Source organism: Mucilaginibacter psychrotolerans, assembly GCF_004519315.1.
Lineage (GTDB): Bacteria > Bacteroidota > Bacteroidia > Sphingobacteriales > Sphingobacteriaceae > Mucilaginibacter > Mucilaginibacter psychrotolerans.
The window spans coordinates 39,627-62,795 of sequence record NZ_SOZE01000032.1; the positions used below are offsets into that span (position 1 = coordinate 39,627).

Genomic DNA, 23,169 nt, shown 5'->3' on the forward strand with positions numbered 1-23,169 from the left:
GCTTCGTGCCTCGCAATGACTGGGTGTTTAAATAGGTTTTAAATAGAACACATGAACACGCAAAACATAATAGGATATTCGTTAGTACCCCCAACCGGTAAAAGCTTCAAGGCAATGAGCCCCGCAAGCAATACCGAACTTGAGGGCGACTTTTCGGCAGCAACTGCTGCCGATGCCGATGCGGCCATGCAACTCGCCGACAAAGCATTTGCCGTTTACCGCCATACCGATGCCAAAACCAAAGCTGCCTTTTTGCGCAGTATTGCAGAAGGTATCACCGCACTAGGCGATGAATTGCTTAATCGCTGCGCAGCAGAAACCGGTCTGCCTATTCCCCGTTTAACGGGCGAGCGTGGCAGGACCACCGGTCAGCTGAATATGTACGCCAACCTATTGGAAGAAGGTAGTTGGGTGGATGCTGTGGTAGATACCGCCATTCCAGACCGTACACCTTTACCCCGCGTAGATATCCGCAAAATGCTGGTGCCTATTGGCCCGGCGGTGGTGTTCGGCGCCAGCAATTTCCCTATGGCGTTTTCTGTTGCCGGCGGCGATACCGTTTCGGCACTGGCTGCCGGTTGCCCGGTAGTGGTTAAAGCGCATCCGGCACACCCGGGTGCGAGCGCATTGGTTGCCGAAGTAATTATGCAGGCGGCTAAAAAGCACAACCTGCCTGATGGCGTTTTTTCGCATTTGTTCGATGATGGTTATACCGTTGGTGAAACGTTGGTGAAGCATCCTAAAACAAAAATCGTAACCTTTACGGGTTCGCTTAAAGGCGGCATGGCATTGGTGAAAATGGCGCGCGAGCGCGATGAGCCTATCCCGGTATTTGCCGAAATGGGCAGCATTAATCCGGTAATATTATTGCCGCAGGCCCTGCAAAACCGTGCCGAAGAACTGGCTAAAACCTACGGCGAATCTATCACTATGAGTGCGGGGCAGTTTTGTACCAACCCGGGCTTATTGCTCGCCGTAAAATCAGAAGGCTTGGATAGGTTTAAAGCCGCCCTTGGCTCAGCCATAGTAAATGTAAACTCGGCTACAATGCTCACTGCCGGTATCTGCAGCAATTACCAAAAACTTTCCAAAGAAAGGATGGGTAGTGATGAAGTAGTGGTTATTGGGAAATCAGAGAAACTGAATACCGAAAGCGCAAACCAGGCACTGGCTGTGGTAAGCGAAATAGCGGCTTCAGATTTCCTGGCGGATGAAAAATTCAAGGAAGAGGTCTTTGGTCCATATAGCATGTTGGTAGTTGCCGACGATGTGGCACAGTTAGAAACCGTTATCGGCTCCCTGCAAGGGCAGTTAACTGCTACCATTATGGCCGAAAGGGAGGAATTGGCCATGTACGAAACCATGATAGATAAACTATCAGCCATAGCCGGTCGTGTGATACTGAACGGCCCGCCAACAGGTGTGGAGGTAGGCAACGCCATGCAGCATGGCGGCCCGTTCCCGGCCACATCTGATAGCAGGTTTACTTCAGTAGGTACAGGTGCTATCAAGCGTTTTGTGCGCCCCGTAGCCTGGCAAAACTGGGATAACGCCCTGCTGCCCGATGCCCTGAAAGACGAAAATCCGCTGGGCATATGGCGGCTATTTAATAATGAATGGAGTAAATAGGTGAATGGTAAATGGAGAGTGGTGAATGGTTGCAAAGCTGAATACTATTAAATGCACCGTAACCACCGAACCAACCACTCTCCATTCAACTACTCACCACTCACCAAAATGAAATGACTAAAACATTCTTCTGTATAGACGCGCATACCTGCGGTAACCCTGTGAGGCTGGTTGCCGGTGGCGGCCCCAACTTAACCGGAGCCAACATGAGCGAGAAGCGCCAGCGCTTTTTAAAAGAATACGACTGGATACGCAAAGGCCTGATGTTTGAGCCGCGCGGGCACGATATGATGAGCGGCAGTATCCTTTATCCGCCTCACGATCCGGCTAACGACGTAGCTGTACTATTCATAGAAACCAGCGGTTGCCTGCCCATGTGCGGGCATGGTACTATCGGTACCATTACCATCGCGGTAGAAGAGGGCCTAATCACCCCAAAAACGCCAGGCATTATCCGTATGGAGGCACCTGCCGGTTTGGTACTTATTTCCTACAAACAAGTGGGCGGTAAGGTAAAATCGGTGAAGCTGGTAAACGTAGCCTCGTATCTGGATTCGGAAGGGCTGGAGGTAGAATGCCCCGATTTAGGGATGCTCACCGTGGATGTGGCTTACGGTGGTAATTTCTACGCGATAGTTGACCCTCAGGAGAATTTCGGCGGACTTGAAAACTACACCGCCGATCAATTGATATCCTGGAGCAGGGTGTTACGCACACGCATTAACGAAAAATATACCTTCGTTCACCCGGAGAACCCTACCATCAATACCTGTACGCATATCCTGTGGGCAGGCAAAACCATATCGCCGGAGGCAACTGCCCGCAACGCGGTGTTTTATGGCGATAAGGCGATAGACCGTTCACCCTGCGGCACAGGTACATCGGCACGTATGGCACAATGGCACGCCAAGGGAAAATTAAAAAAGGGCGACCAGTTCATCCACGAAAGCATCATCGGCAGCCAGTTCATCGGCACGGTGGAGGATGAAGTGACATTAGGCGGCAAGCCCGCCATTATCCCCGGCATAGAAGGCTGGGCAAAAGTGTACGGCTACAACACCATCAAAATTGATGATGAAGATGACCCGTACGCGCATGGTTTTCAGGTGATATAGAGCGGTTATCAACGAATATTTAATAGACTATGTCATTGCGAGCCAGGGCAGCGCGGGGGGTAGGAGCGGCGAAGCAATCGCCTCACAATGCATTCGGTACGCAAGGTTAAGAAATTGCTTCGTCGCAACGTCACGCACACGGGCCGCCTCGCAATGACAAATTTGTTATTTTTGGTGTTATGAAAATTCACGAATACTATGTTTATATTATTACCAATAAGGTGAATACGGTATTTTATGTAGGCGTGACAAATGATTTGGAGTGACGGATTTGGGAGCACAAACAAAAGGCGTACAAGGGCTTTACCGCTAGATATGAATGTAATAAACTGGTTTATTACGAAGAGTTCCAGTGGATACAAGATGCTATCGCAAGAGAAAAACAATTGAAAGGCGGCTCGAGGCAAAAGAAAATAGACCTGGTTGTTAAAGATAATCCAGGGTGGGAGGATTTGAGCGAGGGGTGGTATGACGGATAAAAATAATTCATGATGCCGATGAGCATGGGCGACGAGATTGCTTCGTCGCGCAGCCCCGCCCGCTGGCCGCCTCGCAATGACAATGTGGATTTTTTCCGTTTTGTCATTGCGAGTATCCATCAGGGGTAACCCTGAAAAAAAAGGTTATGACGTGTAAAAAATTCACACTGGTAATCAACAACTTAAGGCCACGTCATTATAAGCAGGGGCCGTGAACGGGGTAGGAGCGGCGAAGCAATCTCGTAGTTAGCAGAGCGGATATGCATGGTGACGAGATTGCTTCGTCGCGCAGCCCCACCCGCAGGCTGTCTCGCAATGACAAATTTGTTAAAGAATAAGATTACATGAGTAAAACAACCATCATAGGAGGCGGAATAATCGGCCTTTTTTCAGCTTATTACCTGCATAAAGCAGGCTGGGAAGTAGAAATATTAGAGCAGGGCAGTCTGAGCGACAATGCCTCTTTTGGCAATGCGGGCATGATAGTGCCCAGCCATTTTATACCATTGGCTGCACCGGGCATGATAGAGCAGGGCATCCGCTGGATGTTTGACAGTAAAAGTCCGTTTTACGTAAAACCGTCTTTAAATCCCGAGCTGATTGGCTGGGGACTTAAATTTTTAAAGGCGGCCAATAAAAAGCATGTGGAACGCTCGGCCGTAGCCTTGCGCGACTTTTCGCTCCTGAGCAAAAAGCTATACCAAGATTTTGACAAAGCTGCAGGCTTTGATTTTGGGCTGGAGGATAAAGGCATCCTGATGCTGTATAAAACAGCTAAATTTGAAGAAGAAGAACACCACACTGCCGAGAAAGCAAGAACGCTGGGTCTCGACGCGCAAAACCTTACGGCTGATGAAGTGCGCGCTTTGCAACCCGATATAGATTTGGACGTATTAGGTGCTGTACTTTACCATTGCGATGCGCATTTGTATCCTAATAAACTAGTTGCGGGCCTGGTAAAATACCTCGAGGCTGCGGGCGTGAAGATCCATCGTAATACAACTGTAACCCATATCGGGCACGATTACGGTAAAGTGGTATCTGTGCAAAGTAATGATAAAAGTTTTAAGGCAGATAAATACCTTATTGCCGGGGGTGCCTGGTCGCCTGCGATTGCTAAACTTGCGGGGTTGTACGTTCCGTTGATGCCTGGTAAAGGCTATTCTTTTATGGTTGATGAACCACAAAAACGTATGAGTATCCCCGCACTACTATGCGAGGCCAGGGTATCGGTAACGCCGATGAATGGTAATATTCGCTTTGGAGGCACTATGGAAATTGGCAAGGTAAACGATAAAATAAACATGAACCGTGTAGCGGGGATCGTAGAATCTATCCCCAAGTATTTCCCCGGCTTTAAGCCCGCTATCCCGCAGGTAAAAGATATCTGGTACGGTTTCCGTCCCTGCTCGCCCGATGGTTTGCCTTATATCGGCACATCGGCCAAATACAGCAACGTAGCCATAGCCACCGGCCACGGCATGATGGGCCTTAGCCTTGCCCCCGCAACAGGTAAACTAATTGAAGAAGTACTCAACGAAAAGCAAGTCTCTGTTAATATTGACCAGTTCTCACCCAACAGGTATTAAAAAGCCAGGAACCACTCACTACTCACCATTCATCGCTCACCAAATTGAAAGTCCTCCCCTTTACCATACCGGTGCCCCATGGGCAAAGCATTATTGTGCAGGAGGAGGTATTGCCGCATTTTTACCCGCATCTGCACCGCCATGCCGAAATACAGGTAACCTGGATACAACAGGGAGAAGGTACATTACTTGCAGGTAATAGCATGCACGTTTTTGGTAGTGGCGACGTATATGTATTGGGTGCAAATCAGCCACATTTGTTTAAAAGCAGTCCCGAATATTTCGCTGAAGATAGCGATAAACAGGTGAGGGCCGTCAGCGTGTTTTTTAACCCTAACGGCCAATTGAGCGCGCTTTTTGGCTTGCCGGAGATGGTTTTGGTGAAAAGCTTTTTTACCAAACAGCAAAGTGGTTTTAAGGTACCTGCAGAGGCAGCCGTTGCTTTTTGGGCCATGATACAAAAGATACAGTATGCTAATGGAGCCGCGCAACTGGCCTTGCTGATAGATATGCTGAATGCGATGAGCATGCTGGAGGGTATAGAGCCACTATCATCCGGCAATTTTCCCTATTCCATGACTGATCCTGAGGGAGCCCGTATCGCTACGGTGTATAACTACATTATGCATAACTACAGCAGCGCGCTCACGCTGGATGAAGTTGCCCGGCTGGCACACTTAACGCCCAACGCATTTTGCCGGTATTTTAAAAAGCATACCCGCACTACCTTTATCGCCTTTGTGAATAAAGTAAGGGTGAACGAGGCCTGCAAGCTGCTGGTAAACGGCAGCCTCAATAATATTGCCGATGTGGCCTATAGCTGCGGTTTTAGCAGTATTACCAATTTTAACTATGTGTTTAAAGCGATTACCGGAAAATCGCCCAGGGATTACATAAACGAGTACTCAGGCGCGGTAAAGGCCACGCGCTGATGTTATATTTAAAACATGAGAAAGTTGCTGGTTTTATTACTGCTGAGTTGGGTAAGTGCTGACGCACAGCAAGCTAAGAAGGCCATTGTTGCGCAACCGCTGATAAGTTCCGATACAGCCTTCCTGCTCAGAGAGGAATCGAAAGATTTTTACCACGCGGTTTTTATAGAGCGCAACAGGCAATCGATATATTATAAATATCTTACTGATTTACTTTTGATAAATACGAAAGCGCAACTTTCCGGGGGAGCTATCAAAGCCTAAAAGAGAAAAAGCTTTGGCCGCTTAAAAAGCACAATCTTACTGGTTTGCCTCGGGATTGGGTCCCTTTATACTTATACAAAGGCAAATATTACGTTTACAAGCCGTCTGAGCCAGGCGAATTAGCCCGGCGTATCATAACGGATAGCACCGTAGTTTATTGGTGGATGGATGGCCCGGAAGTGCGCCCCTTACAGAGGGCTGTAAAAATGAAAAATGGCGGGCTGTCTTTGCAGAATACATTGAGTTTTGATATGCATGCGTCAAATCTTAATATTTACGTTATCGACCCCAAACTCAACATCACTGTTTTTGAGGATACGGCAATGCCCGATGCTTATAGATACAGCCTTTACATACCTAAAGAGTCGATTAAATACTTTGACCTAATCGTAAATTACTGCGAAACGCAGAAAGTGGGAGAGTTTGAATTTGATAAGCCTGACTTTAAACGCTTATTGGTAGGGCACAAATAAAGCTTAATTCGGCACGTCGTAATAATAAATGGGCGAGTACACGCCCTCGCTGGTTGTGTAGTAGCCTTTGCCATCGGGTGTAAAGCCAATGGCTTCGCCTTGTTTTTCTTGTTTATAAGGCAATTCGCGCGGAGGGCGCTGCATGGCCTGCCATACCGCTTCATTAGGGCGGCGCGTCCAATAATACACCTTCTCGTAGCTTTTCAATAATATTTTAGTACCATCCTTAGAAATATCCCCGGCTGTAATCCATTTAAACGGGCGTATGCCTTTAAAAAACAGCTTCGTGCGCAAGGTCATGGTAACGGTATCGTCGTTGCGGTAGTTAAGGGGCGAGGTATAAACGCCCACACTATCGCCACGCTTGGAAACGATGTATATCAGCTTCTCCAGCGGGTCTATCATCATGGTTTCGGCATCCCGCGGGCCGCCCGGGTATTGCAGGTTAATGGGCACCGGGATGGTATTGGCTACGCTGTCTTTTCCCCAGTTTTTCTTCTCTTCGGCTCGGTAAATGGTAATGAATTTCCGTTGCGAAGAATTGTCGCCTATATCGCCAACGTACACATAGCTTTTACCTTTTACAGGGCCAGGGCCAACGTCAATGTCCTCCGCGTCCAGCGCGCCTAGGTGCTGCCTATGCCCACGGTAATAGATAGTGGTGCGCAGCTTGCCATCGGGCGTTATGGCAAAAAAACGGCTCGTGTCGCCGCTATCGTTGTGTACGTAATAAATATTAGCGTTAAGGGTTGATGCTGCAATGCCCGATGTTTCGTCCATCGCTTTATCCTGCAAGCGGCCGGCAGCCTCCTGTTTGCGATCAATGAGGCGATGTTTGGCAAAGGCACCAACAAACATCAGTATCACAATAGGTATAAGTATGTTTAGTTTCCTGCGTCGGCTCATATCTTTATAAGCATTAATAACATACAATCGTTTCATATATTATCAACTTCGCACAAAATTAGCTTATTGGTTATCAAAAATAGCGAAATTATAGCGTTGAAATGCACCAGGTTGAAAACTATAGATTATAAGGACAAAAAAAGCCGCCCGTTTCGGGGCGGCTCGTCTATATTTTGAAGTGGTGCCTAAGCTACCTTTTCGGTTTTGAGGTCGGCGGTCATTTCAATATCAGGCTTGCTGGTATCGGTAATAGCCACGCGGCCGCGCTCGCGGCGCAGGATGCGGTTGAATAGAGATATCTCTCTATCGAACAAAAACTGGAAGAAAAGCTTGGTCCACGAAGTGTGGTAGTACAAAGTATCATAATACTCTGGGGCCGTTTTCTTAATTTCAGGAAGCTTGTTCCATGGGATAGAAGGGAAATCGTGGTGCTCGTTGTGGAAACCCACGTTAAAGGCAACGTTATTCAGGGGGCCGTAATAGCTGTAAGTTTCCTGCTCTACGCTGTGGGTAAGGTAATGCTCCTGTATCCAGCGGGCACCCAGCGGGTGAAGCCCAACCGAGAACGAGAAGCTAAGCAACAGGAACACCAGTGAGTGCGCGCCCATGAAATAAACGATAGCGGCAGTAAATACCACCTGTATCAAAAAGTTGGTTACTATCCAGCCATCGAAGGGGTGTATCTCGCGTAAACGCGATAACCGGAATAACTGGAACACCGGAAAAAACATTAACCATAAAGCTTTACCGAAGAACGAATTGCTGATGAGCCTGGCTTCCCAACGGTTGGGTAAATCGGCATCCAGTTCGTGCACCCCCTGGAAAGAGTGGTGTTTGATGTGGTATTTTTCGAAAGAGATAGCGCTTGGCAATATCTGCGGCAAATTAGCAAACATAGATGCAAAGCGATTGGCGTTGCGGTTTTTGAACAGCAATTGGTGGGTACATTCGTGTATCATCACAAATAAAGCATGATCGGCAAAGGCCCCTAAAAAGTAGGCGGCACCAACCACCAGCCACCACGATTGATCGCGCAAGAACCAGGCTAACACTACCTGGAACGCCACCAGGCCAATGATGGCGAAGATGGTATTGGGGTTTTTGCTTATCAGTTTCCTAAGCTCCGGAAACTTCTTTAGTATCTTTTTTGTACGGATACGATGTGGTTCAGACTCCTCTGAATAAACGAAATCGGTTTTCTTCATATTAGGGTTAAAACGATGAAGATAAGGATTACGTGCCATAAAATCCATTTTATTGAAAAAATTAATGATTTTTGAATATCTGGATCACAGGTGTATTGCTTTTTGGTTAATTTATTTACCGAGACATAATGCCTGATTAATATCCCGTACCAGGGGCAGAAAAACTTAAAAACTAAACGCTATGTGGTGGATTTACGCTTTATTATCAGCACTGTTTGCAGCCCTTACAGCCATTTTTGCTAAAATCGGCATCAAAGGCGTTGATACCAATCTGGCTACTGCTATTCGCACGGTAGTTATTTTGATTATAGCCTGGGCAATTGTGTTGTACAAAGGAGCAGAGCACGGGATGGGGAACCTAACCAAAATCAACTGGGTGTTCCTGGTGTTGTCGGGTTGTGCAACGGGGTTATCGTGGATATTTTATTTTAAGGCCCTGCAATTAGGCAAGGTATCGCAGGTTGCCCCGGTAGATAAACTGAGCGTAGCCATAGCCATTATGCTATCCGTCATTTTTTTGGGCGAACCGCTCACGCTGAAAAGCTCTGTAGGTGCGGTGTTGATTATCGCCGGGACGCTGGTGCTGATATTTTAAGCAAATCCTCCAATTCTGAACAGCTTTTCCACTAACCAGGCGACCGATCTGAATGACGCTATGGTGTAGCCGCGCTATCCTTAACGCGCTTATGTATTACATAACGCATCTGTAACAATTCCGTAACCTTGGCCTAAACTCAGTTTTTATCCAAATTTCTTTGGCAGTTTTGTGGTTCTATGAATTTCAAATCATCTATCAGCGCCATATTTTCGATACTCTTATTGGCTATAATATCTGTTAACAGCTTCGCCCAAAACGCAGGCAAAGGCAAAATAAACGGTAAAGTTATTGATGCAGTTACAAAGCTGCCTGTGGACTATGCTACCATCTCGGTATTTAAGCAGGGTGCTACCAGCCCCTTCAACGGTATCAGCACCGATGCAAAAGGAACTTTTGTTATTGATAACATACCCGCCGGCGATTATAAAGTGGCTGTAGATTTTTTAGGCTACACCCGTACCACTATTGAACATGTCATCGTAACAGAGGGTATCGGCACTCCCGCTTTAAACAATATATTACTGGCTCCGGTACAAAATCAGTTAACCGGCGTAACCATCACCGCCAAGGCACCCATCATTGAAAACCGTATAGATAAAATGGTGTACAATGCAGCTAACGACCTTACTGCCCAAGGCGGCGTAGCGCTTGACGTGCTGAAGAAAGTGCCCCAGGTTTCGGTAGATATTGATGGTAACGTAGAGTTGCAGGGCAACGCTAACGTGCGTTTCCTCATCAATGGCAAACCATCAAGCATTTTTGGGGCCAGCCTTGCCGATGCCCTGCAAGCCATCCCCGCCAGCCAGATCAAAAGTATTGAGGTAATCACCAGCCCCGGTGCCAAGTACGATGCGGCGGGTACTGGTGGCATTATCAATATCATCTTAAAAGACAGCAAGGTACAGGGCATTAATGGCAGCGTAAACCTCGCTGCAGGCACCAGGCTGGAGAATGGCTCGTTCAACCTCAACATGCGTAAGAATAACTTTGGCGTAAATGCATTTTTCAGCGGCAACGCACAACTGGCCACCACCGGTTTAAATAGCAATAACCGCACATCTACCGACGCATCAGCGGGCACCACTACCAATTTAACGCAAAGCGGGAATAATACCCAGCGCCGAAGCGGTTACCAATCGGGCCTGAGTTTTAACTGGAGCATTACGCCCAAAGATGACCTGACCGCATCTGTAGGCTTTAACCATTTTGGCAATCATGGTAATGGTTTTAGCAGCCAGGACGAATTTAAGACAACTACCGGCGGCGCAACGCTATACGATTTGCTAAGCAACCGCATTTCCGACAGCCGTTTCCACGTAAACGCTACCGACGTTAGCCTCGCCTATAAAAAACAATTTAAAAAGGAAGGGCAGGAACTGGAGATTTTGTACACCACCAGCTACGGCAAAAATACCTTCTCGTACTTTAACGAGCAGGATTATTTAACCGGCGGCTATCCAACATCCGGCTCGCGCAGCAACAACCCGGGTAACGATAGGGAAACCAATATCTCTATCGATTACGTGCATCCCTTCAATAAAACTTTTACGCTGGAAGGTGGCGCGAAAGCCGTTATACAAAACCTGAAAAATGTTGTTAACACCGATACCCTGCTAAACGATGGTACTTACATTAACAATGCCAACCAAAGCTATGGTTTCAACTATAAACGCCAGATATATGCGGCTTACCTCTCCGTATCTACATCATTATTTAAGGAGTTTTTGGATGTGAAAGCAGGCATCAGAAATGAATACACCAACACCTCGGCAGATTTTGCCGGCGTAACCATACCCGGTTACAATACCGTGGTACCCTCGTTAACCTTCTCGCATAAATTGAGCCCAACCTCATCTGTTAAAGCAAGCTACAACTACCGAATAGAGCGCCCCGACTATGGCGACCTCAACCCTTTCTATAACATCAGCGATCCGCACAACATCAGTACCGGTAACCCTAATTTAAAACCAGAGCTGAGCCACGGCATAGAACTGGGTTACAATAAATCTTTCGATGGCGGGGCTAATATTTATTTCGGTAGTTTTTATCGCCATAATATCGACGATATCCAGCAGTTCAGCACCCGTTACGATAGCCTCAATGTAAACGGCAGGGTGTACCCGGATGTAATATTGAACCAGCGCAGTAACATAGGTACGCAAACCACGGTAGGTGCTAACCTGTTCGGCTCCGTACCCATTGGCAAACTGAATTTGCGTACCAATATGTTTTTTGCCAGCCGCACCAATACCAACCCCGGGATATCTAAGGTAACAGGGCTGGCCTACCGCATCAACCTCAATGCTACTTACCAGTTCCCGCACGATTTTACTGCTGAGGCGTTTGCCAACTACAACTCATCGCAGAAGGGCTTACAGGGCACCAGGCCGTATTTTTTCTTTTACAACATTGCGGTGCGCAAGCAATTCATGAACAAGAAGGCAAGCCTGGGCTTGCAGGCGGCTAATCCGTTTACACATTACGTAACGCAACGTGGCACAACCTTTGGTCCGGGCTTTAACCAGGTAAGCATCAGGCAGGTGCCATTGCAAAGTTTTGGCGTTACGCTTAGCTATAAATTCGGCAAGCTGGAGTTTTCTAAGGATAAAGATAAGGGCCGCGATAAAGAAGACAATGCCATGCCGCAAGGCGACGGCGGGAGGTAACAACGGTGGCCGTAAAATATCGAATGATGAATGGCCAATAATGAAGGAAGGATTTTTTCACTTCACTATTGAACATTCGGTATTTGATATTAATCTGATCTTTAAATCCATTTCCAGTCGCTATCAAATATGTTCCTGAATATTAATTCGATAGCCCTTTAGGAAATTCGTGGTCACCCCAATCGCCAGGCAAAACATAATGCGATTATCCCCATACTAAAACAAAAACGTGGCAGTTTGTATTTATATAATAACCAAGCATTATCTGCCATGAATACTGCTGAAAAACACTACAAATGTATCAATAGCCGTACCGGGTACGCTATTTTTTATCACTCTTTAAACAAAGCGTTAAATACCGACGAGGTAAAAGCCGAGCTGGAAAAGATAAAGGCGCAGGTAGCTATCAAGAACGATATTTATCAGGAGACCCTTTATTGGGAAGAGATAAAGGAAGAAGAATAAAACTGTTGTTTTGAATAAAAACCCCCTGCCTTGCTGAAGACAGAGGGCCAAAACTCACAACAATTGTTTAACCTTTCGGTCAATTCCTAACTGCAATGTGCGTTATAATTTGTGTAACATTAACTGCAGACAAAAGTTTTTAAAATGGGGTTGTTTTTACGTTAACAAGATACTTTTGCCAAAGCTTGCACCTATATTTGCTCACAATAAAACACGCTGAAAGCGTTTATAAACCAATCTAAAAAGAAACATTTAATTATGATGAAAAGAACAGTTCAGGTTAAGGCAGCCGCAGTTTTCGTGTTCGCCTTATTGATGACAACCTTTGCCTTTGCGCAAAAAACAGTGCCAAGCCCACGCGATAGCGTTAGTGCTAAAGTGGCAGGTGCAACTATCACCATCAACTACGGCAGTCCATCGGTACGTGGCCGTAAGGTTTTTGGTGAATTGGAGCCATTTGGCAAAGTGTGGCGCGCCGGTGCAAACGAAGCTACCGTGTTTACCACCAGCAAAGATATTACGATAGAAGGCAAGAAACTGCCTGCAGGTACCTATGGCTTTTTCGCCATCCCTACAGAAACTACCTGGACCATCATTTTCAACAAAGTGGCCAAACAATGGGGTGCCTACAAATACGACGAAAGTCAGGATGCCCTGCGTGTAACCGTAAAACCGGTAGCCTCTGCCATGAACGAGCGTTTGGTTTATAAGATCAACGGCAAAGGCTTCTCTCTTAACTGGGATAAGTTATCGGTACCGGTAAGCGTAAAATAATCATTTTGTGATTTCTATAGCAGAGCCCTCCGCAGCAAAAACGGGGGGCTTTTGTTTTATGCACGATGTTTACCGGCAGCCACTAAAAGCCATATATTTACCCTGTGGAGATAAAACAATATTTCGCAGCACATCCTTTGCTCAAAAGATGCGCACTTGTAGCTGTGTTTGCCCTTGCCATTTGGCTGCTGATGCTTTTTGCCCGGCACCCCGCAGCGGTAGAAAAGTATTATTCGCAGGGCCTTTACCCCGCCATTTGTTTTGTACTGCACCCGGTACTCAATCTGTTCCCTTTTAGCTTTGGCGATGTGGTTTACATTGCAGTAGTTGCCTATTTGCTGTATGCTGTGGTTAAACTCATCGGGCATTTGATCAGGAAACGTTTCCTGCGCGCGGGTATGCTGGCTTTGGGATTGGTGATAGGCGTGCAGGTTGCTTTATTGCTGTTTTACCTTTTTTGGGGCTTGAATTATTTCCGTCCATCGGCAGCAGAGCGGCTGCATTTGAAAGAAGAGAAATTTACCGTGGCCGAGTTACAAGCGGTAACCACTTTGCTGATAGATAGCGCCAACGCTACCCGTGCGCGCGTAACCGCTGCCGACCTGGCACAGCCCAACGATACTATTTATAAAAATGCAATCACTGCGGTGAGAGAGCTTGGCGGCACATCGGATAATTTTAAAACGTACAGCCCTGATATTAAGCCTTCCCTGCTTACGCCGCTGCTCAACTACATCGGTACATCGGGCTATTACAACCCTTTTACCAGCGAGGCGCAGCTGAATTACCAGCAGCCCACCTTTGTGCGGCCCTTTGTGGCCTGCCACGAAATGAGCCACCAAATGGGGTACGGCGCCGAGGACGAGGCTAACTTTGTTGGTTACCTGGCCGCAACCGGTTCGCAAAATAGGTTGCTGCGTTATTCGGCCTATCAACTGGCCGTGCGCGAGTTTATGTTTAGCCTTTACATGGCCGATAGCTTGGCGAGCAAACCCCTCAAAAAACGCATATCCCCCCAAGTAAAAGCCGATTTTAAGCAGGAACGCCAGTACTGGCAGGCCTACCAGAACAAGGCTAACGTAATTACAGGTATATTTTACGATAATTTCCTTAAGGCCAACAATCAACCCCAGGGCCTTGACACCTATAACCGCATGGTAACGCTGGTAATGGCGATGTACAGGCGGCCCCCCAGCCCCCTTAAGGGGGCTGGGGGGCCGAAGTTGCGGAAACAATGAAGCATTTGGCCCTTAGCCAACACAGCTAAGCATCAAGTAATCCTTTTATCAGGAGAATCAAGGTTCAGAAAATAATCCTGCCAAATCTTGAAATCGCTTAATCGTGTAAGATCAAGGTTCAGAAAATAATCAAAGGAATCAAAATAATCAGTAAAATCAACCAAAATCCCCATAAATAAAAAGCGTCCCGTATCTCACCCCGGGACGCTCTGCAACATCATCTCTCAAATAATGTTGATCAACTAAATCTCAGACAACATGAAGTTTATCCAAGTTCTTTATTTATGCAACCCTGCGGCTGATGAATGGCTCTTTAAATGGTAGCACCGGCACCGTTTTCTTAAGAAAAAACAGTCATAATTCCGCTAATACGGCTAGATAACTGTCAAATATACAAATAAACGACATCGCAGAACATATATTATATGTCGTCTTTTATAAAAAGACGCAGTTTTACATTTAAATGTTACACTATCCTTAAATAATATTTGCTTTTGCTACAAATACAGCACAATGCGTAGGATGCTGCAATTTAACAGCCCAATATACAAATTATAGGCATAGTGTAAAAAACTTTTTAAAGTATTTTTTTTACCGATACACCATTCGAATGTTAATTTTAGGTAATGATCGTTTTTTATAGCTGTTTATAGCTTATTTGGGATATGTATGTGCGCGATAAATGGACCAATGTTTTTAAAGTGTGCATAATACACTATTGTTTGCCACAAACGCTATACGGATGTATGGGCTACTGCTGCTTTACGGCAATTATTAGTAACTTAGGCAATAAGTTTAACCACGGCAGCAAGCCCCCTGCGCAGCGCCGCCCATATATAGCATATGAAGAAGTTTTTCATACTCGTCCTGCTGGCTTTGCCATTTTGTGCGCTGGCCCAAGGATATACGCCTGCCGAGGTAGCCCGCTATAAACAGCAGGCGCAATCGGTAACCATCGTTCGCGATAATTACGGTACGCCGCACATATATGCTAAAACCGACGCCGGCGTGGTGTTCGGGTTAATGTACACCCAATGCGAGGAAAACTTCAAAGGAATCGAACGCAACTACCTGTACCAAATGGGCCGCCAAAGTGAGGCCGATGGTGCCGCGCCGCTTTTTACTGATGTGCAGCTACAACTGATAGCCGATAGCGCGGATGCTATAAACGACTATAAAAACAGCTCCCCGGCCTTCAAAAAACTGCTGGATGCCTTTGCCGACGGACTCAACTATTACCTTTATAAACACCCGGAAGTAAAGCCGACTGTGTTCAGGAAATTCAAGCCATGGTACGCCCTGATGTTTACCGATGGCAGTGTAGCCGCAACCGAAACCGGCGACATTACTGCGAAAGAAACGGAGGCCTTTTATGGCGATGCCGACAACAGGGTAGGGGCGCTGTACAATCCGCAAAGCATCATCAACATGAAGCAGGAACGCGAGATGGGCTCCAACGGCTTTGCTATCTCGCCATTGCGCACGGCATCGGGCCATGCCATGCTGTACATCAACCCGCATGTACCCTTTTACTTCCGCAGCGAAGTGGGCCTGCAAAGCGATGAGGGCTTGCATGCCTACGGTGTAGTTACCTGGGGGCAGTTTTTTATATACCAGGGCTTTAATGCACATTGCGGCTGGATGCACACCAGCAGCTATGCCGATGTTGGCGATATGTATGCTGAAACGGTGGTGAGGAAAGAGGGCAAATGGTTTTACCAATACGACGGTAAACTACGGCCCGTTACCGAAAAGAAATTGAAGCTTTGGGTTAAAAAAGGCGACGCGATGTCGGCCACGGATATTACCGCTTACTACACCCATCATGGCCCGGTGTTGGCGGCCCGCAACGGAAAATGGCTCGCGCTGAAACACTATAACCGATCCTATAAAGCCCTGCTGGAATCTTGGCTCATTACCAAGGCCAATAACCTGGCCGAATACCGCAAAGCTATGGGCCTGCTGGCCAATACCAGCAACAACACCGTTTATGCCGACGATAGAGGCAACACCGCCTTTTGGTATGGCAATTTTATGCCCAAACGCGATCCGGCCTTCAACTGGGAAAAACCCGTTGATGGCAGCACTTCGGCTACAGAGTGGAAGGGGCTATGCAATATAGATGAGCTGGTGCATGTGTACAACCCATCTACCGGGTATATCCAAAACTGTAATTCATCGGTTTTTACATCGGCAGGCGTGGCAAGTCCAGATAGGATGAAATACCCCCTTTATATGGCACCAGATGATGAAAATTACCGCGGCATAACCGCTGTGAATGTTTTAAAAGATGCCAAAAAGCTTACGCTGGATGGCATGATTGCCAAAGGCTACGATCGTTACCTCGCCGCTTTCGACGATCTGTTGCCTAACCTGTTCGCCGCCTACGATGGCGCGCCCGACACCCTTAAGACAAAACTGGCCGAACCTATGGCCCTGCTGAAGGACTGGGACAGGCGCAGCGCAGCAGCATCGGTAGCTACCACGCTGGCGGTAGAATGGGGCACGCTGGTATTCCGCGCCATGCCGCCGCCCGAGCCTGGCGAGACGAGCTGCATTGTAAAACGTATGCGCGCCCTGCTGCAAACGCTACCCGCCGCCCGCCAGCTGGAATTGTTTGGTACCGCGCTCAATAATCTGCAATCCCGTTACGGCAGCTGGAAGGTGCAATGGGGCGATATTAATCGGTTTCAGCGCCCCGCAGATGGCATTACTTTTAGCGATGCCTTGCCCAGCCTACCGGTGGGGCAAACCTCATCCAACTTTGGGCAACTACCCTCATTCGTGAGTCGTATAATGCCGGGCACGCAAAAACGCTACGGTTACTCGGGCAATAGTTTTATCGCGGCGGTTGAGTTCGGCCCCTTCCTCAAAGCAAAAACCATTATCACAGGTGGGCACTCTTTCGATGCCCAATCGCCGAATTTTACCGATCAGGCGCAGGGATACATCGACGGGAAGTTTAAAGATGTGCTGTTTTATAAAGGAGATGTTTTGCGGCATGCTGTGATTACTTATCACCCGTAACATCATTTCAAACTCATTTAAAATGGATTATATTTGTTGGGAGGAAAAGAAATGAAAAAGTACCTGTTGCTCGTCCTGTTGTTTTGCCTGCAGATTAGTGCACGTGCGCAAAGCATCACGTTTAACGATTTGACCAACCTGGCCAATCTGAGCGATGGGCAGGCGCATACCTATTTAACCTTAGGCCGCGTGTTTAAGCACGAGTATATTGAAGAAGTGGATGGTAAGCAGATAGAGCACTTCCGGTCGATAAGCCCGAAAGAGAGCGAGCAAACAATTATTATAGGCGTGAACAAGGTTTTGCCTAATACAGCTGTGCTGCATACCATTACTTATACCTCGCGCAATCCGCAGCATATCCTCAACCTGGTGGCACAGGCACGCCGCACCAGGCTGGTGATGCAGTTTCAGGGGGCAGATACCTATAATAATATCTACGTGTTCGATAACGATTTTTACCGCGTTTCCATGTACATCAGCACCACCGAAAATAAAGGATCGGTACGGATAGATCAGAAGGAATACGTAGCGTATTAGTGCGCAGTAAACATTTCCTATTAAGCCAATTCATCAATTTGTCATTGCGAGGCAGCCTGCGGGCGGGGCTGCGCGACGAAGCAATCTCTTCACTATGCATTGCCGCTTTGCACACTACGAGTTTGCTTCGCCCCCTCTTTCACCGTCTCGGCCCTGGCTCGTAATGAGGAGGTGGTTAGCGATGGGCTTGTTTGCCCTGCAAACCGATGATTGCCACGCCGCCCTTTTGCGCCACCCTGCCCACAGCGGCTCGCAAGGACGAGGTGGTTAGTCCCTGAAGATTTAATGTCATATCAGTGATGTTAAATTAGCTTGCATTTTACCTGGCCTACTTCAGTTTATCCAAATTTATAGCTACCACCTTGTCGCCCACATGTACTGCAACGCTAGTACTATCCACAAAACTCAAGGAGTCGCCCGAATTAAAAAAGTAGTTTGCCAATGGCGTATTTGGGCCGGTGAGGTGTATCCGCTTTAGCAGCTTATAATTTCCGCCCTCCTCGCCGATAGTTATATGTTCGGCAACCAGCATAATATTTTCCTCCTCGGGTATTTGCAGCACCCTGTAAAAACAGTCAAAACCGTTGCTATTTGTATAGATATTACCCGAGTGTACCTTATCTATTTTGAGATAAATAGCTTTTTCAAAAGCATCGGCAGAAGGCGTAGCGGTAGTTTGTTGATTTGGAACGATAACGCCCGTTTGCTTTAAAGTATCCTTTTTTAACGCTTCCGTCGGCGTGCCTGCTGTATTGGGTTTACAGCCTATCAAAACAACAACGGGAATTATTAAAACTGCTTTAACTGCTACATTCATATTTCTCTTTGTTTTCTTTGCTTAAACTTTTGGCCAAACGTTTACATCTATAGTAGTTTATTATTCCAAAAAAAGCAAATAGCGAATCACCCCTGCCTAACGACATAACGTTTAAATAAACATCTCCGCCATCAAACAGGCAACTTATAGAAGTCGATAGGCTGGGATATATTCTGCCCTTTTGGTATCTAACATAGGCTTTGGTATTCTTCATCCTGCTTGCCCGAGGATATTTTATTGTCAATGCCTCGTGCAGCAATTTTCGATTACTTGCGCTATCGCCACTCCCGTTTATTTTTAAGGTAGGGTGCATTACCCATGTATCAATTAACGCCCAAATTACAACTGCAATTCCCCATAGTGTCTCCATGTAGGATGGAGCGCCGGTAAGTTTAATAATCAGTGCCCCAAAAAGACGTAATACGAAAATCCCGGCAACAGTCATCAAGCAGTACATCATATAGGAAAAGAGCATAAAAAAGCCTGTTCTATAAATTAGTCGATGCTTTTGTATGCTCTTTTCTACATTTAAAGATAAAAACGGGTCTTCTATCACGCGCTCAACTCCTCATAAGCCGCCGTTAAACTGCGTTGTATACCATCACCTTGCCAAAGCGTTACGCCGGGGATAGCTTTTGCGGCTAAAATCTCTTCTTTGGTTTTGCCTGCTTTGATGCTGCTTTCTACAAAGGCTACCAGTTTTACCAGGTAATCCTGCATTAGCTTTAAATCTTCTACCGTACCGGTAACCTTAAGCGGCTCAAAGGCGTGGCCAAAAACGTATTGCGTATTTTTATCGAAGTGTTTGGTGGCAGCTTCCAGCGCCAGGGGCCAGTGCCTGCACGATGCGCCAGCGCTGCGATCTATATAAGGGTGCATTTTGTTGAACACCAAATCGCCGGTGTGTACGATATTGGCATGCTGAAAGTGGATGAACGCATCGCCATTGGTATGGCCCGCGCCAAAGTAATGCCCGCTTACGATCTCGTCGCCAACCTTTACTTTCCATTTATCAGTAAAGGTGGTATCGGGATATAGCTGCTGGTCTGCTTTTTTCTGCTTTACTGCCGATGCCTTTTGGTTTACCAGTGAATTGGCATGCGCCGCCACGTTTTTGGCGATGCCCTTAAAGGCAATGTTGCCGGCCGTGTGGTCGCCGTGATGGTGGGTGTTGATGAGCCATTGGAAAGGCTTATCGCTTTTCTTCTGCAGCTCGGCAATCAGGTGCGGCGCTGTGTTGGGGAACTGCGCGTCCACCACTACGATGCCCTCTTTATTCACCATCCAGGCAATGGTGCCGCCTTGTTCGATAAAAATACCTACGTTATTACGTAGTGGGATAACCTGGTAAGTTGGGTCGGCCAGCATCGAAGCAAAGCTACGGTTGCCCAAAAGCGATAATGCGCCAGCGGCGATCGCGGTATTTCTTAAGAATTGTCTGCGTTGCATTTTAGATGTATATTTTATTTAAAGATAGATTTTTTGTCCATAGTCCATGGTCGATAGTCCATAGAATTTTTGGCTATGGTCCATGGACTATCTAGTATTGATGAAATGCCTGAGACACAAACTCCAGCACGCTGGGTAAAGATGCGCGCCAGTAGGTCCAGTTGTGGGCACCATCACGTATGCGGTACTCATGCGGTATTTCTTTTTTGCGCATCAGGTTATGCACCAAGCCATTGCCTTCGTATAAAAAGTCGTCGTCGCCGCAATCGATATACCAGCGCACGGCTTTTTTGTTAGCATCCGTTATGGCTTTCATCAAAGGCAATACGCTGTAATTGTTGTAAAAGTTGCTTATGGTGCTATCGGCCAAGGTTACGCCCGGGTTGTTCCTGGCAATCCCCGCCTTAGCCTCGTCCAAACTAAGGAAGCCAGTTGCTGCGCTTAGCGGACAAGCCGACGAGAACAATTCGGGGTGGTGCAGCGCGTAAACAAAGCTGCCGCCCCCGCCCATACTGAGGCCCGCAATGGCGCGGAAGCGTTTCTCGGCCTTTACGTGGTATTTTTTCTCCACATAGGGCATCAGTTCGGTAAAAAAGAAATCCTCGTAATTCCAGTCGCCTTTGATGTCATTGAAATAACCTCGGCGGCCGGTGTTGGCATCGGGCATCACAATGATCATGGCAGTGGCTGAGCCCTCGCGGGTGGCTTTGTCGGCAATGTTCTGTACCTCGCCAAACTGTACCCAGCCGGTTTGGTCGTCGCCCGCGCCATGCAGCAGGTACAGAATAGGGTAGCTGCGGCCGCTGGTTTCGTAATCGGGCGGTAGGTAAATGGCAAACTTGCGTTCGCTTTTGAGTATTTTGCTGTTTACGGTAAGGTTATCAAACACCTTGCTGCCCTGGGCAAATAACAAAGCAGGGCAGAGCACGAACAGTACGGACAGGATTTTTTTCATCAGCTATTGGTTTTGATAATTTGGTTTCGATGCAACCGGGGTTTGTTGCAGGCAGATAAATTTAGGATTAAAAATGAGATAGTAGCGAAAATTGTATCAGGCTTTAGGGCTGCTTTTTATTTATCAAATCTTTCAAATTGCTTAACGAATTGAGTACATCGTTTGCAAAATTTGTATCTTGAAGAGTCATAAGTTGACTGTCGAAGGTTTTATTATTTGTATTTAAAATATTCAATAATTCTTTAAGCTGATTTTTTCGATCTTTTTCAGGTGAAAATTCCATGATTGCCATGTAAGCCAACAGATATTTATTTAAATCGGGTTTTACCGAATTTAGATATAATACTGTTTTTAGTGAGTTTTTATATTGTTGGAGAAACCATCCCCCTAAGAATTGGACAAAAATAAACAGCAAAGACAATGAAATCAAAAGGTAAATATAATGTGGCTTAAAACCATTTTTATCAATGAAAATAGCTATAAGATAATAGGCAGTCGCTACATAAAGCGTGATGCCGACAAGAATAATCAAAAGTCCTTTGTTCAACATTTCGCTTGATCTTTTTTGACTCCTATGCATTTGAACTTCGAGGTCGGCGAAAATGTTCCGACAGTATCTTTCAAAATGATTCTTGGTAATTGCATCGTTTTTCTCATCTGAAGCCTCATAGGGCGTTAAAATAGGCGATGCTAAGTCCTGTTCTTCTATTAATTGTTCATAAATGCCTCTTTTATTGAAAAGAACCAACATTATAGGGAGCGATTCTAAAAGAATCAGGAAAAACCTAATAAATAAAAATGTCGATGATACGGTGCTATTTAATGTATTAAGTTTATTTAGCGCAATGATTTGTTCACTAAGTCCAATTTTCTCACTGACGATTGATCGTTGTGTTATATCAAGTTTGTCCTGGAAAAGTGAAATAGCGCTTTCCTCTTGCTTTATTTGTTCGGAATAATATTGTGCCAATTTCCCAAAGCCTTTATACTTAGAAAGGCCAAGGCCCGATATTTCATTTTCCCTCTTTTTACGAAGGCTATCCAGAACAAGCTGATGCGCTTGTATCAAACGTGCAAAATGTAGGCCAGCATCTGTAACGCGATGCTGCTGTTCTTCCTGAATATTGCGGTCAATGGAGGCTTTAAAAAGTTGCAATTCTAATGGAACCGATATAATTATTGCAAGGCAAACTGAGGTTGCCAGTCTTATAAGGACGTTAAAAAAATTAGATGAATACCACTTTCTGTCTGGCTTGACTGAAATAAATAACAATCTATTCAGATTGGTGACAAGTATCCCCCAGACTAATCCCAAAAGAATGCTTGTTAAAAAACTTTGCGATGTTATAAATACAGCATAAGTGCCGGACGCGGTACTTAATATTGAAGTGAAAAAAATGGAAGATCCTATGGAAGTATAACGAAGCTGATCGGATTGCGGTGCATTGTTTAACACTTCGATATTTGCACCAGCACACCACCATAAAAGCTTCTTTATCATTCGTATAGGTTTAGAGTTTTTGTAAATATAATCATATATAAATTAGATATTTAATTGATTTTTTTTATTTTAAAATGCCCTTTTGTTTACACCTATTTATTTAAAATAATCGGTGTAGCCTGCAGTTCGACAAATTTATAAGCGAACTACTGCGTCCCCCTTATATGTTTGTTTTTTTGAAAGATTTATCAATTTTGATGCTAAGGAGGGATCCCCCCTGGCACTAAGATGCCGACAGAGAGTTTCTCCTCCATCAAGTTGAGTTCGGGGTATAACTTGGCACATTGATGCCGCATTATTGATAAGACTGAACGGAGCTTGATATTTTAATTCATCAAAAATTAAGTATGAAAACAAACGGATTTTTAGGAATTGATGTAAGTAAAGGCTATGCAGATTTCCTACTGTTGGACAGTGGTAAAAACACCCTGGAAGAGGGGTTTCAATTATCGGACAATAAGCAGGGACGGCAAAAGCTAAAAGAACTAATCAGGGGCTGGCAACAGGAAGGGCTTGAAGAATTGTATTGCGGAGTGGAAAGTACAGGTGG

The 23,169-nt window shown here is 46.1% G+C and carries 21 protein-coding genes and 1 pseudogene; 15 read left to right on the plus strand and 7 right to left on the minus strand.

The window, feature by feature from the left end:
• The first annotated feature begins 51 nt into the window (after positions 1–51).
• From E2R66_RS22550 to E2R66_RS22580, 7 genes and pseudogenes are all read left to right on the plus strand, one after another.
• Positions 52–1,629: an aldehyde dehydrogenase (NADP(+)) gene (locus E2R66_RS22550; RefSeq protein WP_133235060.1), complete on the plus strand. Its 1,578-nt coding sequence runs from the start codon at positions 52–54 to the stop codon at positions 1,627–1,629.
• A gap of 113 nt (positions 1,630–1,742) precedes the next feature.
• Positions 1,743–2,744 (plus strand): 4-hydroxyproline epimerase, encoded by a 1,002-nt coding sequence (locus E2R66_RS22555; RefSeq protein WP_133235062.1) that lies wholly within the window; start codon positions 1,743–1,745, stop codon positions 2,742–2,744.
• Positions 2,745–2,923: 179 nt separating this feature from the next.
• Positions 2,924–3,223, plus strand: a pseudogene (locus E2R66_RS22560) (GIY-YIG nuclease family protein).
• Positions 3,224–3,567: 344 nt separating this feature from the next.
• Entirely contained in the window at positions 3,568–4,812 is a 1,245-nt protein-coding gene (locus tag E2R66_RS22565) for an NAD(P)/FAD-dependent oxidoreductase (RefSeq protein ID WP_133235064.1), read from the plus strand.
• A 44-nt stretch (positions 4,813–4,856) separates the two neighbouring features.
• On the plus strand, positions 4,857–5,744 hold the full coding sequence (locus E2R66_RS22570) for an AraC family transcriptional regulator (protein ID WP_133235066.1): 888 nt from the start codon (positions 4,857–4,859) through the stop codon (positions 5,742–5,744).
• 15 nt (positions 5,745–5,759) lie between these two features.
• On the plus strand, positions 5,760–6,008 hold the full coding sequence (locus tag E2R66_RS22575; protein ID WP_133235068.1) for a hypothetical protein: 249 nt from the start codon (positions 5,760–5,762) through the stop codon (positions 6,006–6,008).
• A gap of 44 nt (positions 6,009–6,052) precedes the next feature.
• Positions 6,053–6,481 carry a hypothetical protein gene (locus E2R66_RS22580; RefSeq protein WP_133235070.1) on the plus strand — a complete coding sequence of 143 codons (429 nt, stop codon included), beginning with the start codon at positions 6,053–6,055 and terminating at the stop codon, positions 6,479–6,481.
• A 3-nt stretch (positions 6,482–6,484) separates the two neighbouring features.
• On the opposite strand, the gene E2R66_RS22585 is transcribed toward E2R66_RS22580, so the two are convergent.
• Both E2R66_RS22585 and E2R66_RS22590 read right to left on the minus strand, forming a co-directional pair.
• Positions 6,485–7,423 carry a hypothetical protein gene (locus E2R66_RS22585; RefSeq protein WP_133235072.1) on the minus strand — a complete coding sequence of 313 codons (939 nt, stop codon included), beginning with the start codon at positions 7,421–7,423 and terminating at the stop codon, positions 6,485–6,487.
• Positions 7,424–7,572: 149 nt separating this feature from the next.
• Positions 7,573–8,592, minus strand: a complete 1,020-nt coding sequence (locus E2R66_RS22590) for a fatty acid desaturase (protein ID WP_133235074.1) — start codon at positions 8,590–8,592, stop codon at positions 7,573–7,575.
• Positions 8,593–8,773: 181 nt separating this feature from the next.
• Between E2R66_RS22590 and E2R66_RS22595 the strand changes: the two genes are divergently transcribed.
• The 7 genes from E2R66_RS22595 (at position 8,774) to E2R66_RS22625 (ending at position 17,897) form a co-directional block, all read left to right on the plus strand.
• Positions 8,774–9,187, plus strand: a complete 414-nt coding sequence (locus tag E2R66_RS22595) for an EamA family transporter (RefSeq protein WP_133235076.1) — start codon at positions 8,774–8,776, stop codon at positions 9,185–9,187.
• A 179-nt stretch (positions 9,188–9,366) separates the two neighbouring features.
• Positions 9,367–11,856, plus strand: coding sequence for a TonB-dependent receptor domain-containing protein (locus E2R66_RS22600; protein ID WP_133235078.1), 2,490 nt, complete (start codon positions 9,367–9,369; stop codon positions 11,854–11,856).
• A gap of 270 nt (positions 11,857–12,126) precedes the next feature.
• Positions 12,127–12,321 carry a hypothetical protein gene (locus tag E2R66_RS22605; protein ID WP_133235080.1) on the plus strand — a complete coding sequence of 65 codons (195 nt, stop codon included), beginning with the start codon at positions 12,127–12,129 and terminating at the stop codon, positions 12,319–12,321.
• Between the two features lie 258 nt (positions 12,322–12,579).
• Positions 12,580–13,095: a DUF2911 domain-containing protein gene (locus E2R66_RS22610; protein ID WP_240049445.1), complete on the plus strand. Its 516-nt coding sequence runs from the start codon at positions 12,580–12,582 to the stop codon at positions 13,093–13,095.
• 104 nt (positions 13,096–13,199) lie between these two features.
• Positions 13,200–14,333, plus strand: coding sequence for a DUF3810 domain-containing protein (locus E2R66_RS22615; RefSeq protein ID WP_133235082.1), 1,134 nt, complete (start codon positions 13,200–13,202; stop codon positions 14,331–14,333).
• Between the two features lie 843 nt (positions 14,334–15,176).
• The gene (locus tag E2R66_RS22620) at positions 15,177–17,360 is read left to right on the plus strand and encodes a penicillin acylase family protein (RefSeq protein ID WP_133235084.1); all 2,184 of its coding nucleotides are present in this window, start codon (positions 15,177–15,179) and stop codon (positions 17,358–17,360) included.
• A 51-nt stretch (positions 17,361–17,411) separates the two neighbouring features.
• Positions 17,412–17,897, plus strand: a complete 486-nt coding sequence (locus E2R66_RS22625; protein WP_133235086.1) for a hypothetical protein — start codon at positions 17,412–17,414, stop codon at positions 17,895–17,897.
• 328 nt (positions 17,898–18,225) lie between these two features.
• On the opposite strand, the gene E2R66_RS22630 is transcribed toward E2R66_RS22625, so the two are convergent.
• The 5 genes from E2R66_RS22630 to E2R66_RS22650 form a co-directional block, all read right to left on the minus strand.
• Complete coding sequence (locus tag E2R66_RS22630; protein ID WP_133235088.1) at positions 18,226–18,714, minus strand: hypothetical protein; 489 nt, start codon at positions 18,712–18,714, stop codon at positions 18,226–18,228.
• A complete protein-coding gene (locus E2R66_RS22635; RefSeq protein WP_133235090.1) occupies positions 18,698–19,270 on the minus strand; it encodes a hypothetical protein in 573 nt (190 codons plus the stop codon). The genes E2R66_RS22630 and E2R66_RS22635 overlap by 17 nt, the downstream gene beginning before the upstream one ends.
• Positions 19,267–20,163 carry an MBL fold metallo-hydrolase gene (locus E2R66_RS22640; RefSeq protein ID WP_133235092.1) on the minus strand — a complete coding sequence of 299 codons (897 nt, stop codon included), beginning with the start codon at positions 20,161–20,163 and terminating at the stop codon, positions 19,267–19,269. The genes E2R66_RS22635 and E2R66_RS22640 overlap by 4 nt, the downstream gene beginning before the upstream one ends.
• Positions 20,164–20,254: 91 nt before the next feature.
• On the minus strand, positions 20,255–21,118 hold the full coding sequence (locus tag E2R66_RS22645) for an alpha/beta hydrolase (RefSeq protein ID WP_133235094.1): 864 nt from the start codon (positions 21,116–21,118) through the stop codon (positions 20,255–20,257).
• Between the two features lie 103 nt (positions 21,119–21,221).
• A complete protein-coding gene (locus E2R66_RS22650) occupies positions 21,222–22,619 on the minus strand; it encodes a DUF4407 domain-containing protein (RefSeq protein WP_133235096.1) in 1,398 nt (465 codons plus the stop codon).
• A gap of 347 nt (positions 22,620–22,966) precedes the next feature.
• On the opposite strand from E2R66_RS22650, the gene E2R66_RS22655 reads away from it, so the two are divergent.
• On the plus strand, positions 22,967–23,169 hold a 203-nt coding region (locus tag E2R66_RS22655; RefSeq protein WP_204985980.1), incomplete at its 3' end, for a hypothetical protein.